Raw genomic sequence first — 14,157 nt, forward strand, 5'->3', positions numbered from 1 at the left:
ACCCCGGCCGATGGCCGGGGAATCTGTAACCCATGACCCGACTCATCTGTCACCTATGTCGTGAACTCAGACACCCTAGGCTCCACAAACTTCCCGTTAACTCCTGTGTCGCACACAACCAGGGTTTCCAGATACCCCCTGGGACCGCCGGCGATCCGCTAACATCCCCGACATCCGAGAGGTTGCTACCCCGCGATAAGGGATCCCACAGCGCAACTCCACCTTGCTATGAGGAGGAAACGGCTTTGTTCGGGCTAATCCGCAATGGGTTGGGGACTCGGGATCGGCCATGTCCACGGTCCAGATAGTCAATTCACCTCTTACTCCAATCGCGGTCATCGGGATGGCCTGCCGACTGCCCGGCGGAATCGCCTCACCGGACCAGTTGTGGGAGGCGTTGCTGCGCGGCGACGACCTGGTCACCGAAATTCCACCGGACCGGTGGGACGCCGACGAATATTACGACCCGCAGGCCGGCGTGCCGGGCCGGTCAGTGTGTAAGTGGGGTGCGTTCCTCGAGGACGTCGCGGGCTTTGATGCCGGGTTCTTCGGCATCACCGAGCAAGAGGCGACCGCGATGGACCCGCAGCATCGCTTGCTGCTGGAAACCTCGTGGGAGGCCATCGAGCACGGCGGGCTCACCCCGCGCACGCTGGCCAACTCGCGCACCGGCGTGTTCATGGGGTTGATGCATGACGACTACCAATTCGTGCACGCCGACGCCAACGCGTTGGAGGGGCCATACGGATACCTGGGCAACAGCTTCGCCATGGGCTCCGGGCGGATCGCCTACACCCTGGGACTGCGCGGTCCGGCGATGACGGTGGATACCGCCTGCTCGTCCGGCTTGTCTGCGGTCCACATGGGCTGTCGCAGTTTGCATGACGGCGAAAGCGACATCGTCCTGGCGGGCGGCGCATCCGTGTCGTTCGAGCCGCGCAAATCCTGCTCAGGTTCTGCCATCGGAATGCTCTCGCCGACCGGGCGCTGTCACGCGTTCGACGTCGCCGCCGACGGTTTCGTCGTGGGCGAAGGATGCGTCGTCCTGATGCTCAAGCGGTTACCCGACGCGGTCCGCGCGGGCGACCGGATTTTGGCGGTGGTCCGGGGTACGGCCGCCAACCAGGACGGTCACACCGTGAATATCGTGACGCCATCGAAGACGGCGCAGGTCGAGGCCTATCGGTCGGCGCTGGCCGTGGCCGGTGTCGACGCCCGCACCGTCGGCATGGTCGAGGCGCACGGCCCCGGTACCCCGGTGGGTGATCCGATCGAATACGCAAGCCTCGCAGAGGTTTACGGGCTCGACGGCCCTTGCGCGCTGGCATCGGCGAAAACCAACTTCGGCCACACCCAGTCGGCTGCGGGCGCGCTGGGACTGATGAAGGCCGTCCTCGCGGTGCAGCACGGTGTGATTCCACGTAATCTACATTTCACCCGTCTGCCTGACGAGATGGCGCAAATCGAGACCAAACTTTTTGTGCCACGAGCAAATTCACGGTGGCCCAGCAACGGTCACCTTGGACCCCGGCGCGCGGCGGTGTCGTCGTACGGGTTTTCGGGGACCAACGTGCACGCGATCGTCGAGCAAGCTCCCGAGACGCCCGCGCCGGACCGCGCATCGAGCCCTTCCGCCGCCGACGCGCCGCTCCTTTTCGTGCTGTCTGCCACCTCTGACGGCGGACTGCGGCAAACCGCGCGGCGACTTGCTGATTGGGCCGATACACACGGGTCAAACCTTGCGCCAACAGATTTGGCCTACACACTCGCTCGCCGGCGTGCGCACCGGCCGGTGCGCACGGCGGTCATCGCACGCAACATCGAGGAGCTGACCCGGGGTCTGGGCGAGATCGCCGCGGGCGACTTTCCCTATCAGCCCGCTGCCGGACAGGGCGATCGCGGCCCGGTATGGCTGTTCTCCGGACAGGGCTCGCAGTGGGCCGCGATGGGTGTCGAGCTGCTCGCGACAGAACCGGTGTTCGCAGCGACCGTGGCCGCGGTAGAGCCGCTGATCGCCAAAGAGTCCGGATTCTCTGTCAGCGAGGCGATCTCGGCCCCCGAGACGGTGAGTCAGATCGATCGGATTCAGCCCGCATTGTTCACGATGCAGGTCGCCCTGGCGGCCACGATGAGGGAATACGGTGTTGTGCCGGGGGCCGTGATCGGCCACTCGATGGGCGAAGCCGCGGCCGCGGTCGTGGCCGGAGCGCTTACGCTGGAAGACGGTGTCCGCGTGATCTGCCGACGATCGCGGCTGATGTCCACGATCGCCGGCTCCGGGGCAATGGCATCGGTCGAACTGCCCGCCGAGCAAGTGCTTTTGGAACTGATGGCGCGAGGCGTCGACGATGTCGTGCTGGCGGTGGTGGCCTCGCCCCACTCGTCGGTGATCGGCGGCGCGGCACGGACGGTGCGCGAGTTGGTCGCCGGCTGGGAGGAACGGGACCTGGTGGCGCGCGAGATCGCAGTCGATGTCGCTTCGCACTCCCCACAGGTCGAGCCGATCCTCGACGAACTGGTCGGCGTGCTTGCGGAGATCGAGCCCAGGACACCGGAGTTGCCCTTCTACTCCGCGACCGCGTTCGACCCGCGTGAGCAGCCCGTCTGCGATGGCTGGTACTGGTCGGACAATTTGCGCCACATGGTGCGTTTCGCCGCGGCGGTACAGGCCGCGCTCGAGGACGGCTTCCGGGTCTTCGCGGAGTTGGCACCGCGCCCCCTACTCATCCACGCCGTCGAGCAGACTGCCGGCAGCGTCGGCATGCCGGTCGCCGCACTAGCCGCCATGCGCCGAGAGGAGGCGCTGCCGCACGGACTGCGTACCTTCCTGGCGGAGCTGTTCAGTTGCGGTGCGGCAATTGACTTCTCGGTGATTCATCCGGGTGGCCGTCTGGTGGATGCACCGCTGCCGGCCTGGAGCCACCGCCCGCTGCTGCTCACCCGCAAGAGTCAGGAGCTGCGGGCACACGGCGCATACACGGTCCCGGTGCACCCATTGATGGGGGCGCATGTCCGGCTGCACGAGGAACCGGAGCGCCACGTTTGGCAGGGTGAGGTCGGCATCGCGGCGCAGCCCTGGCTCGGCGACCACCGGATACATAATGTGGCAGCCCTTCCGGGTGCCGCCTACTGTGAGATGGCATTGTCCGCGGCCCGCAAGGTATTTGGCGAGAGGTCCGAAGTTCGCGACATCCGCTTCGAAGCGATGCTGCTGCTGGACGACGAGACACCGGTGTCGGTGGTTGCGTCGGCGACCCCGACGGGCGCGCTCGATTTCGCGGTGGAGACCTCCCAGGACGGCACACAGATGGTGCGAGCGACCGCGACCCTGCACGCGGGGGTGGCGGAGCACCAGCCCCCGGCTTACGACATGCCCGCCCTGATCAACTCCCACTCATGCCGGCTCGACGGGACCGAGCTGCGGACGCAGTTCGACGGGCACGGTTTGCAGTATGGAACGGCATTCGCCGGATTGGCCGCCGTGCACCACTCGAACGAGACGATCGACACGCTGCTGGGCGAGGTGAACCTACCCTTGCCCATCCGCTCGCAACACAGCGCCTACGCGGTGCATCCCGCCTTGCTGGATGCCTGTTTTCAGGCGGTCGCGGCCCATCCCGGTGCCCGGGTCGCGGGCAACGCCGGCCTGCTTCTGCCGCTGGGCGTACGCCGAATCTGTGCCTACGGTTCTGCGCGCACCGCGCGTTACTGCTACACGACGGTGACACGGGCCGATTTGGCGGGGCTGGAGGCGGACCTCGATGTGGTCGACGAGGACGGGACGGTCCTGCTGGCCGTGCGCGGATTGCAACTGGGGACCGGCACCTCGGACAGCGTGAACCGCGATCGCGTGCTGAACGAGCGGTTGCTGACCGTCGAGTGGAAGCGCCGAACGCTGCCGGATGTGGATCGCATCGACCCGGGAACATGGTTGCTGATCAGTACCTCCGCCACCGCCGAGGTCATGACGACAAGGTTGACCGACGCGTTGAAGGTCGAGGGCGCCAGGTGCACGACCATGACATGGCCGCAGCATGCCGACCACCGGGCCAACGCCGAAGCGCTCGGCTCGCATCTCACCGGCGAGCTCAGCGCAACCGTCATACTCACCGGCCCCCAGCACGGCAGCCCGGCGGACGAGTGGGGCGTCCTCGGCGGCGGTTATGCGCGTCACCTGGTGCGAATTGCGCAGAAGATCACGGACATTGACGAAGAATCGCCCCGGCTCTACGTCGTGACACGGAACGCCCAGACCGTGTTGGCGGGCGACGTGGTGAACCTCGAGCAGGCCGGGCTGCGTGGCCTGGTGCGAGCTATCGGCACCGAATATCCGCACTTGCGCGCCACACAGATCGACATGGACGAGAATAGCGAGGCGGAGCAACTGGCCCGGCAACTGCTGGGGAACTCGGCCGAGGACGAGACAGCCTGGCGGAGTGGCCGATGGTACACGGCACGGCTGAGTCCCGCTCCCCTACGCATAGAGGAGCGGCGAACCGCCGTAGTGAACCACCAGCACGATGGCCTGCGCGTGCGGGTCCGCACGCCCGGCGACCTGGAAACAATGGAACTGGCTGCAGATCAACGTATTGCGCCGGGTCCCGGCGAGATCGAAGTCAGGATCAGCACATCCGGCATCAACTTCGCGGATGTCCTGTTGGCCTGCGGCCGGTATCCCCGCATCGACGGCGATGCACCCCGGCTCGGCATGGATTTCGCCGGCGTGGTCACCGCGGTCGGACCCGGCGTGACATCTCATCGTGTGGGAGACCGCGTCGGCGGTTTCTCCACAAATGGTTGCTGGGCCACTTTCGTCACATGTGACGCGCGCCTGGCCGTGACGTTGCCGGATGAGCTGACGGAGGACCAGGCGGCAGCGGTGAGTACCCCGCATGCCATCGCGTGGTACGGCCTGCACGATCAGGCCAGGATCGCCTCCGGCGACCGCGTGTTGATTCACTCCGCCACTGGCAGCGTGGGGCGGGCGGCGATCGGGATCGCGCGCGCCGCAGGAGCCGAAATCTTCGCCACCGCAGGCAGCGCGGAGCGCCGCAAACTGTTGTGCGAGTTGGGTGTCAAGCACATCTACGACTCGCGAAGCACCGACTTCGCCGAGCAGATCCGCCGCAAAACCGACGGACGCGGAGTCGACATTGTGCTCAACTCGCTATCCGGCGCGGCACAGCGCGCCGGACTCGAAGTGCTGTCCATCGGTGGACGATTCGTCGAGATCGGTAAGCACGACGTGTACGCCAATAGCCGGCTTGGCCTCTTTCCGTTCCATCGCAATCTCACGTTCCACTACGTCGACCTGGCGCTGATGTCGCAGAGTCATCCACAGCGAGTCGGCGACCTGCTGAGCACGGTGTATCGGCTCGTCGCAGACGGTGCGCTGCCGTTGCCGGAGATCACTCACTATCCGCTCGGCGATGCCGCCATCGTCGTGCGCGCGATGGACGCGGCAGAGCGGGCGGGCAAGGTGGTACTCGACGTGCCCCAGTTCGGACACACCAGCGTCGTGGTACCGCCCGAGCAGGCCAGGCCCTTCCGGCATGATGGCTCCTACATCGTCACCGGAGGCCTGGGTGGCATAGGACTTTTTCTCGCCGAGAAAATGGCCGAAGGCGGTTGTGGCCGCATCGTGCTCAGCTCGCGTTCTGAGCCCAGCCCCAAGGCGCTGGAAACGATCGAGCTCATTCGGGCGATGGGCACCGACATCGCGGTGGAATGCGGCGACATCACCGAAGTGGACACGGCCCCGCGATTGGTGAGCGCCGCGACCGCCACCGGGCTTCAGTTACGCGGGGTGCTGCACGCCGCCGCGGTCTTCGAAAACGCGATGCTGGCCAACATGACCGACGAGCTCATTGACCGCAATTGGGCTCCAAAGGTTCACGGCGCGTGGAATTTACACCGGGCCACGGCCGCTATTCCCCTGGATTGGTTCTGTTTGTTCTCCTCAGCCGTGGGTCTGCTGGGCTCGCCGGGGCAGGGGGCGTACGCCGCCGCCAACGGCTGGCTGGACGCTTTCGCGCGCTGGCGGCGAACTCAGGGCTTACCCGCCACGGCGATCGGATGGGCGTTGTGGTCCGAGGTGGGCCGCGCCGCCGAAGTCCGAGCCGAGGTCGGCGAAGAAACTACGCCCGGCCGCGATGGCGAAGGCACCGCGATCGCGCACTGGCGTGACACCGCTTTCACTGCGGACCAGGGTGCCTACGCATTCCAGGCTCTGCTGCGCCACGACCGCCCGTACTCCGGATATGCAACCTTGACGGGGACGCCGTGGTTCGCGGCGTATGCGCAACGTGGCCGGTTCGCTGAACTGTTCCGTTCCAACGACGAAAGCGCCTGGGACGCGGGCGAATTGTTGAACGAGTTGTACGCGCTGCCCTCGCAGGAGTGGCCCATTCGCCTGCGTCGGATGATCTCCGATGCGGTCAGCCTGATTCTGCGCCGTACCATCGATCCTGATCATCCGCTCTCCGAATATGGACTCGACTCGATGGGCAACCTCGAGCTGCGGACCCGCATCGAGGCCGAGACAGGGATACGCGTCACCACCAACGACATCACCACCATTCGGGGACTGGCCGGACTGCTATGCGAAAGGCTGGCTCCGGCAAGTGGTCTCGGCGTTATGGCGGTAGACCAGGACCGCGAATCGTCGGCCGAGCCGCAAGTGGACTGAGGGAGGGATGGTGTTAATAGGTGCAGGGCCGTCGCGCGGGCTGTTCGTGGGAACGGTTTATGACTGGGCGCCCGAGGCGGGCACAATTGTGTCTTGGCAGCCATCGCCCGCCTCGCTGGCGAAAGCTCGACAAGCTCCCATAAGTGCTGTACCGCTCAGCGCGATGCAAGACGCGCATCTTCGCGGCTTCTCCCGCTACGCGGCCCGCGGTCTCGACTATGCGCGGCTGGTGATCGGCTCCGGGGACGAACCCGGCCGATGTGATGTGCGAGCCATGAGTTACGTCATCAACTCACACCTTCGTCGGCACAAGACATATCACAGCTGGTTCGAGTATGACGATGCGGATAGCATTGTTCGGCATACCATCGTCGACCCCGCCGACATCGAGTTCGTCCTGACCCGGCAGGACAGTATGACGCCGCCCGAGTGGCACCAGTATGTGCTGTCCACTCCGGACCCGTTACAGTGGGATTGCTTCAGGTTCGGCATTATTCAGCGCAACGACCACTTCACTATCTTTGCGATCGTCGATCACCTCCACTGCGACCCGACGATTATCGCGGGCTTATACACCGAAATCGTGATGAACTATCGCCTTTTAGTGGCTGGCCGTGCGCTGGGTCAGGCCCCGCCGCCGGCCAGTCATGACGACTTCTGCGTGCGCGAACAGCAGCACGTCGCATCTTTGACCTTGGATTCCGTCGAGGTTCGCAAATGGATCGAATTCGCTGAGAACAACGGCGGAACACTGCCGGACTTCCCATTGCCGCTTGGCGATCTGTCGCAGGCCGCGGGCGGCGACGTGCTGGTCGATCGGCTGATGGATCAGGGACAGACGGCCGAATTCGAATCCCGGTGCATCGCGGCGGGCGCACGGGTCAGCGGCGGCCTGTTTGCCTGTATAGCCCTCGCGCAACATGAGTTGACGGGCGCGACAACATATTATGGCCTTGCGCCGACCGACAAGCGCAGGTCGCTTGCGGAATTTTCGACGATGGGCTGGTTCACCGGCGTGGTTCCCTTCACTGTGCCGGTGAACCCATCGTCATTCGAAGAGACCGCCCGAGCCGCGCAGACTTCCTTCGATTCGAATATGGGCCTCGCCGACGTGTCGTTCAACGAAATCTTGAAGTTGGCTCCCTGGCTTCGGGCATGGGGTCCGAACTGCACGATGGTCAACTACATGGATGCGGGCCTTCCTCCCTTCTCGGCCACCGTCACCTCTCACATGAAAGACGCGAATGTAAGCATCTACTGCGACCCCAGAGACCCTGCACACCTCTACTTCTCGGTGATCCGCCTTTTCGACGAGGTGTCGATGTGGGTGAACCTGCCGAAAAACGCAATCGCCAAGGACTCCGTGATCCGTTACGTGAGTGCGATGAAGTCCGTGTTGAAGCGTGTCGCTGACGGGCGTTACACCGGCGCAGCGGTTCAGGTGTCCTGATGAATATCGGCGCGAAATACCGACGAAAGGTCGGGGCCCGCCGATGAAAATCGTGTTGGCCGCCCATGGGACTCGCGGTGACGTCGAACCCTGCGCCGCAGTCGGTTTGGAGCTACTGCACAGAGGGCATGAAGTGCGCATCGCGGCTCCGCCCAACCTGGTTCGCTTCGTGGAGTCGGTCGGCCTGAACGCGGTCGCTTACGGGCCGGATTCGCAGGAGCAGGTGAGCGCGGTCGCTGACTTCGTGCACCACGCCTTCAAGCCGCAGAACCCCATCAACTTCGTCCACTCAGGCAGAGCCCTTTTCGTTGCCGGTTGGGCCCAGATGAGCCGGACGTTGGCTTCCCTGGCGGACGGGGCCGACCTGCTCGTGACCGGCCAGACGTACCACGGCGTCGTCGCCAACGTCGCTGAGTACTACGACATTCCGCTGGTGGCGATCCACCACATGCCGATCTGCGTCAATGGCCAGCTCGCACTGCCTTTGATACCGTCGCCGACACCGCTGGTGCGCTCCACATTGAGGGCGGCATGGTGGATGTATTGGCGCATCACCAAGGACGCCGACGACGCGCAACGACGTGAACTCGGCCTACGACGGACCTCAGCTCCCGCCGCGAAGCGAATGGCGGAACGTGGATCGCTTGAAATTCAGGCCTACGACGAGGCTTGCTTTCCCAACCTGGCAGCCGAATGGAACGGCCGGCGGCCCTTCGTCGGCGCACTGACACTGCAGTTGCCGACGGATTCCGACGACGAGGCCGCGAGCTGGATCGGCACCAAAACGCCGCCCATCTACTTCGGCTTCGGCAGCACACACGTCCACTCCCCCGCCGACACGATCTCCATGATCATCGCGGCATGTGCGGAGCTAGGCGAACGTGCCCTGATCTATTGCGACGCGGGCATTTCCACCTGCATCCGACATTGCGACGACGTGAAACTGGTCGGCCCCGTGAACTATGCCGCCATCCTTCCGCGATGTCGCGCAGCCGTCCATCACGGTGGTGCGGGCACCACGGCCGCGGCCCTGCGCGCCGGAATCCCGATGTTGATCCTTTGGGACGTAGCCGATCAGCCGATATGGGCGGCGCAGGTTACCCGGATGAAAGTCGGTCATGCTCAACGTTTGTCAACCATCACCCGAAACTCACTAATCGCACACCTACGCCGTATTCGCGCACCGCGTTACGTCGCCCGTGCCGGCGAAATCGCCGCCCGAATGACCGATCCCGCCGAAAGCGTCAGCGCGGCGGCCGATCTCATCGAAGGCGCCATTCACCGGAAGCGGGCTGCCTGATGTGGGCGACGGTGCTGGCACTGGCGCTATGGATCGCAACCGACCCGACGCGCCTGGTCGTCGTTGCGGCGTTGATGTCGCGCGTACGGCCTAAGCACAACCTGGTCGCATACTGGCTGGGCGGCCTGGCGGCCGGCACCGCCCCGGGAATCGTGGTCTTGGGCCTGATGCTGGTGATGCGCGATGCCGTACCGCTGGAAGGCATCAGGTCCGCGGTCTCCCGATTCACGGGCGGGTATTTCCAAATCGCGGTCGGCGTCCTCGCGCTGCTGATAGCGGCACTGCTGTCGGCGAGGTTTCGGGCACGGCCGGATGTCGAAGTGCCGACGTACGCCGGCTTCCCGTCCGGCCCGGATTGCCAACCACTCGCGTCAACCGGACTCGCACGGATAAGGGCGCGCGCCGGCCGGGCGTTGCAAGGCGGCAACCCGTGGCTCGCGTTCGGGATTGGTTTGGTGTCGACAATTCCGCCCATCGACTATCTGTTCGTCCTCATCGTCATCGCCTCATCGGGAGCCGCGATCGGCACGCAGTTCGGCGCGGTCGTGCTGTTCACGGTCGTGGTGCTCGCCCTCGTTGAACTCCCGCTCGTCTGCTATCTGGTCATGCCGGCAAGAACCCAGGCGGCGGTGTTGCAGCTGCAAAGGCTTGCGCTAGCTCACCGTCGGCGGATTCTCATCGCCGTCCCCGCAGTGGCAGGGGTTCTACTGCTGACGGCTGGCCTAGGCAACATCTGAGCCCGGCCTAGGGCAGGGCATAGCCTCTGCGGCTGAGCCTTTCGACGTTCGATTGGATCAATTGGTAGGGATAGGGGGTGTGCTGCTCGATGACGTCGCGCAGGTGCGTCATGGACTCGTGTCGGCGTTTGTCGCGCACCACGGCCACCTTGAGGAAAGGAAATCGGAAGTCCCTGATGAGGCCCTCCCAAAAGTAGAGGGTGCCGTTGTTTCGCCCGGAGCGGTTGTTGTCCCACGGATGCGACGAGAGACCGCCGGCGGTTCTGATGGCGGCGGCCGAGACGAACGGTTGGACGCTGAGCCCTGCTTTGCGCGCCCGCCGGGATAGGCCGACCTCGTAACGCCAGATCAGGGTGTTTTTGTGGGCGGTGTATCGGAATTCGTCCCATAGGTCGTTGAGGAAAGGGCGGGTGCGCGAATTGAGGTCCCAGGCGAGAAAAAAGGACTGGAGGTGGGAAAACATCTGAGTGTTTTCGATGGCGCCGTACATATCAGCGCCATGAAAGGAGCTCCACATCTCTTCCAGAGGAAAGAGCGGACCGAAGACGCTGTCGTTGGCGATGACGAAGCGGTCGAACTGATCGAGTGACCAGCCGCGCTGCCTGAGGATGCACCACGCGAGGTGCCACGAGCCGAAGTCGAAAGCGAGCGTGCGGCGGGTGTAAATGCCCGCACAGTAGGGGCGGATGGGAGCGGCCGATTCCGCCGAGAGTATGGGCGAGGCGGAGACGAAGACAATCGTCGCACCGAGTCGGTACAGCCCCTGCAGGTAATAGGTGACGTAAGGATCGACGATGCCTTGGACGTCGAAATGTGCGAACAGAACGAGGGTGCGCCGCCCGGAAGGAGGTTGCGGTGGAAGCTCTAGGTGGCTTTCGCAAAGGAATTGCAAAGCGTCGCGGCGCAGCCGGTATCCAATGATGGCCAAGGTGCGTTCGGTCTCCGTTCGCAGCATGTTCGACAGGTTCACGGCACCCCGATGTCGTCCGGTGCATGCGAAGTGGGCACTGCGACCGGCGCGCACCCCTTCGAGATGGTGTCCGCGGATGAGCCGATGCCATCCAGGCCATCGACCCCGCGATCGGGAGCAAGGGCAGTGTTGAAAAGCAAACTCGGACAGACGATCTCGACACGATATTTCTCATCGGCGATTGACAGGTAACGCCGACCAGGCGGTAAATGCCATCCGGCAAGTTCGCTCGGGAATCTTGGCCCGTTCTCCCGCGACGAGTACCGGCACCTGTAGGTGAACTTTGCGATCACCCGTGGCCCTGCCACTAGGCGTCCAAGCGGGCGAACTGATTCTGGCGATACCGCTCGACGCAGGCCGCTCTTCTGACCTTGCCGCTGGTGGTGATGGGAATCGAACCCGGCGCTACTACAACCAGATCCGCGACGCTCACCCCGTGGGCGTCGGAAATCGCAGAGGTGACCTTACGTTTGACGGCGTCGAATCCATCGTCGGTTCCGTCCGCGCAGCTGACCCGGTTTTTGAGCTCGATGATGGCTACGAGCTTTTCGGTTCCCTTGTCCGGCACCGCGATCGCCGCGCACCGCCCCGGCGCGACGCTCTGGATCGTTCCCTCGAGGTCGTCTGGAGAGTGGTTGCGCCCATACACGATCAAAAGATCCTTGATACGGCCGATGATGAACAGCTCCCCTTCGGACATGAATCCCAAGTCCCCGGTCCTCAACCAAGGCGCTTCAGGCGTGCCGGGGGACGGCGCGACAAGTGTTGCGCCGAACGTGTGCTCGGTCTCGCTCGCCTTCTGCCAATATCCGCTAGCGACGTTGCCCCCGTGCACCCAGATCTCACCGGTCGTTCCCGCGGGACATTCAACACGGGTTTCGGGATCGACGATGCGCACCATCGGTGAGCGCGGCGCACCGTAACTGACGAGCGCTGTGCCCCCTTTGTCCGCGTGACGCTTCGCCTGGCCAGCGGTGAGCTCTCCGGAATCGAAATGAGCGATCTGCGGTGGTTGACCCGCCTCGCGGGTCGAGACGTACAACGTCGCTTCCGCCAATCCATACGACGGCCGTAACACCTTGGGCTGAAGGTTAAACCGGGCGAACCGCTCGGCGAAACGCTGCAGTGTCGCGGGCTGTACCCGCTCCCCACCGTTGAAGATGCAAGACACGTCTTTAAAATCGAGCCCCACGAGATCGTCATCCGAGGTCTTTCGTGCCGCCAATTCGAAGGCAAAGTTAGGTGCTGCCGAATGTGCGCGACCGTTGTGTGCCAGCAATTGCATCCATCGGGCTGGGCGCTGCAGAAAGGAAACCGGACTCGTGAGCACACTGCGAAATCCCGAAAGAACCGAAAAGATGATCCCTAACTGCAAACCCATGTCGTGGTAGAGCGGCAGCCAGGACACCATCGTGCTGTCCGGTGGGGCAACTCCGCCGTGGTCGCCGAAGAAACCGGCATTCATGTGCTCGAAATTGGCCAGGATGTTCTTGTGCGAGATCATGACCCCGGCGGGGGTTCGGGTCGATCCCGAGGTGTACTGCAAATACACCGTGTCCGTTGAACTCTCGACACTCGCAGCGGGCACCTTTTTCGAGTCGAGATCCAACAGGTCGACTTCGATAAGCGATGGAGCGGCTTCGCCCGGCGTGGACCCGAGATAGCCGGCACAATCGCCCGCGATCGAGGATGTCGTGAGGACGGCAGAGGGAGATGCGTCGCGCAGCACCGAGCTGACACGTTCGTCGCTGGCGGCACCTAACGGAACCGCGATGAAGCCGGCCTGTATTGCGCCGAGAAACGCGGTGACGTAGTCGAGTCCCTGAGGTGCCAATATCAGGGCACGGTCACCGGTCGACCCATGAAGCCGTAGCTCGTGTGCCAGGTTCAGCACTCGTCGATGCAGCTGCGACCATGTCAGACTTTCCTCAACGCCGATTCGGTCCAGTTCGTAATTCATAAACGTGAACGCCGTCCGATTCGGCTGCAGACTGGCGCGTTCGCGCAGCAGGGCCGGAATGGGAGACTTGAGCATGGGCGTCAGGTTACCTCGGCCGTTATCACCACGCCGGTTTTGCAGCAAAGACGGTGGGCCGCTGCAACGTACGCCGATCGAAAGCATCATCGACCGGTTGAATCGCAACCCAGTCACGCTGAGAGTTCTGAATTTGCGCTTCAAATACGGTTACCGATTACTTAGCTGGCTGCTCATGCGGGACGACGTATTGTTCCTGAATTACGGCTACGAAGAGGACCCGCCGATGTCCTTGCCGCTGACGCCGGGCGATGAGGCCGATCGGTACCCCATCCAGCTCTACCACCGCACGGCCACGCAGGCGGACCTCGCAGGCAAGGACGTGCTGGAGGTGAGCTGCGGCCACGGCGGCGGCGCTTCGTATTTGGTGCGGACTCTGCGCCCGGCTTCGTACACGGGCCTGGATCTGAACACGGTCGGCATCGAGTTCTGCCGCAAAAGGCACACGTTGCCGGGCCTGAAATTCGTGCAGGGCAACGCAGAAAGCCTGCCGTTCGCCGATCGATCATTCGACGCCGTGGTCAATGTCGAAGCCGCGATCAACTACCAGAACGTTCCCAGGTTCTTCGCCGAGGTGGAACGCGTGCTCCGCCCGGGCGGCCGGTTCCTGTACGCCGATATCCGCTACGCCGACGAAATCCCCGCCTGGGAGGCCGACCTGGCTAACATCCCAATGCGGCTGTTATCGGAACGCGTCATCAACGCGGAGGTCATGCGTGGGCTGGAGAAAAATCGGTTCGTCGACCAAATCACTCGCCGGCTACCGAATATCGCGTCGTTGCGCGGCATAGCCAACGACTACGCGGGTGGGCCAGGCTCGTTGATCTACCGCCGGCTCGGCAACGGCGAGGCCTCCTATCGGCTGTTTTGCTTTGCCAAGGATTGAGACGCACGCCACCAGAATTTGTGCCGCGAGCATCCGGGTGAGCGGTTAACACTCCCTCCTGCAGTGCCCGACGGCCTATCCTTTGAGGAGT

7 protein-coding genes are annotated in these 14,157 nt (G+C 63.9%); 5 read left to right on the plus strand and 2 right to left on the minus strand.

Translation table 11 applies throughout. The features are described 5' to 3' along the window. The first annotated feature begins 289 nt into the window (after window positions 1-289). From pks2 to A5686_RS13205, 4 genes are all read left to right on the plus strand, one after another. On the plus strand, window positions 290-6,688 hold the full coding sequence (gene pks2, locus A5686_RS13190) for a type I polyketide synthase (protein ID WP_067934756.1): 6,399 nt from the start codon (window positions 290-292) through the stop codon (window positions 6,686-6,688). Window positions 6,689-6,851: 163 nt separating this feature from the next. Next, window positions 6,852-8,138, plus strand: a complete 1,287-nt coding sequence (locus tag A5686_RS13195) for an acyltransferase (RefSeq protein ID WP_231986374.1) — start codon at window positions 6,852-6,854, stop codon at window positions 8,136-8,138. Window positions 8,139-8,181: 43 nt separating this feature from the next. After that, window positions 8,182-9,438 (plus strand): glycosyltransferase, encoded by a 1,257-nt coding sequence (locus A5686_RS13200; protein WP_067934760.1) that lies wholly within the window; start codon window positions 8,182-8,184, stop codon window positions 9,436-9,438. Next, window positions 9,438-10,175 carry a GAP family protein gene (locus A5686_RS13205; RefSeq protein ID WP_067934762.1) on the plus strand — a complete coding sequence of 246 codons (738 nt, stop codon included), beginning with the start codon at window positions 9,438-9,440 and terminating at the stop codon, window positions 10,173-10,175. The genes A5686_RS13200 and A5686_RS13205 overlap by 1 nt, the downstream gene beginning before the upstream one ends. A 7-nt stretch (window positions 10,176-10,182) precedes the next feature. Here A5686_RS13205 and A5686_RS13210 read toward each other — a convergent pair whose 3' ends face one another. Together A5686_RS13210 and A5686_RS13220 are read right to left on the minus strand one after the other, a co-directional pair. Next, the gene (locus A5686_RS13210; RefSeq protein WP_067934764.1) at window positions 10,183-11,145 is read right to left on the minus strand and encodes a rhamnan synthesis F family protein; all 963 of its coding nucleotides are present in this window, start codon (window positions 11,143-11,145) and stop codon (window positions 10,183-10,185) included. Window positions 11,146-11,452: 307 nt separating this feature from the next. Further along, on the minus strand, window positions 11,453-13,180 hold the full coding sequence (locus A5686_RS13220; protein WP_067934854.1) for an AMP-binding protein: 1,728 nt from the start codon (window positions 13,178-13,180) through the stop codon (window positions 11,453-11,455). Window positions 13,181-13,241: 61 nt separating this feature from the next. Between A5686_RS13220 and A5686_RS13225 the strand changes: the two genes are divergently transcribed. Further along, window positions 13,242-14,066, plus strand: a complete 825-nt coding sequence (locus A5686_RS13225; RefSeq protein ID WP_369829707.1) for a phthiotriol/phenolphthiotriol dimycocerosates methyltransferase — start codon at window positions 13,242-13,244, stop codon at window positions 14,064-14,066. The last annotated feature ends 91 nt before the right edge of the window (window positions 14,067-14,157 follow it).

It is taken from the genome of Mycobacterium sp. E2479, from assembly GCF_001667925.1.
Lineage (GTDB): Bacteria > Actinomycetota > Actinomycetes > Mycobacteriales > Mycobacteriaceae > Mycobacterium.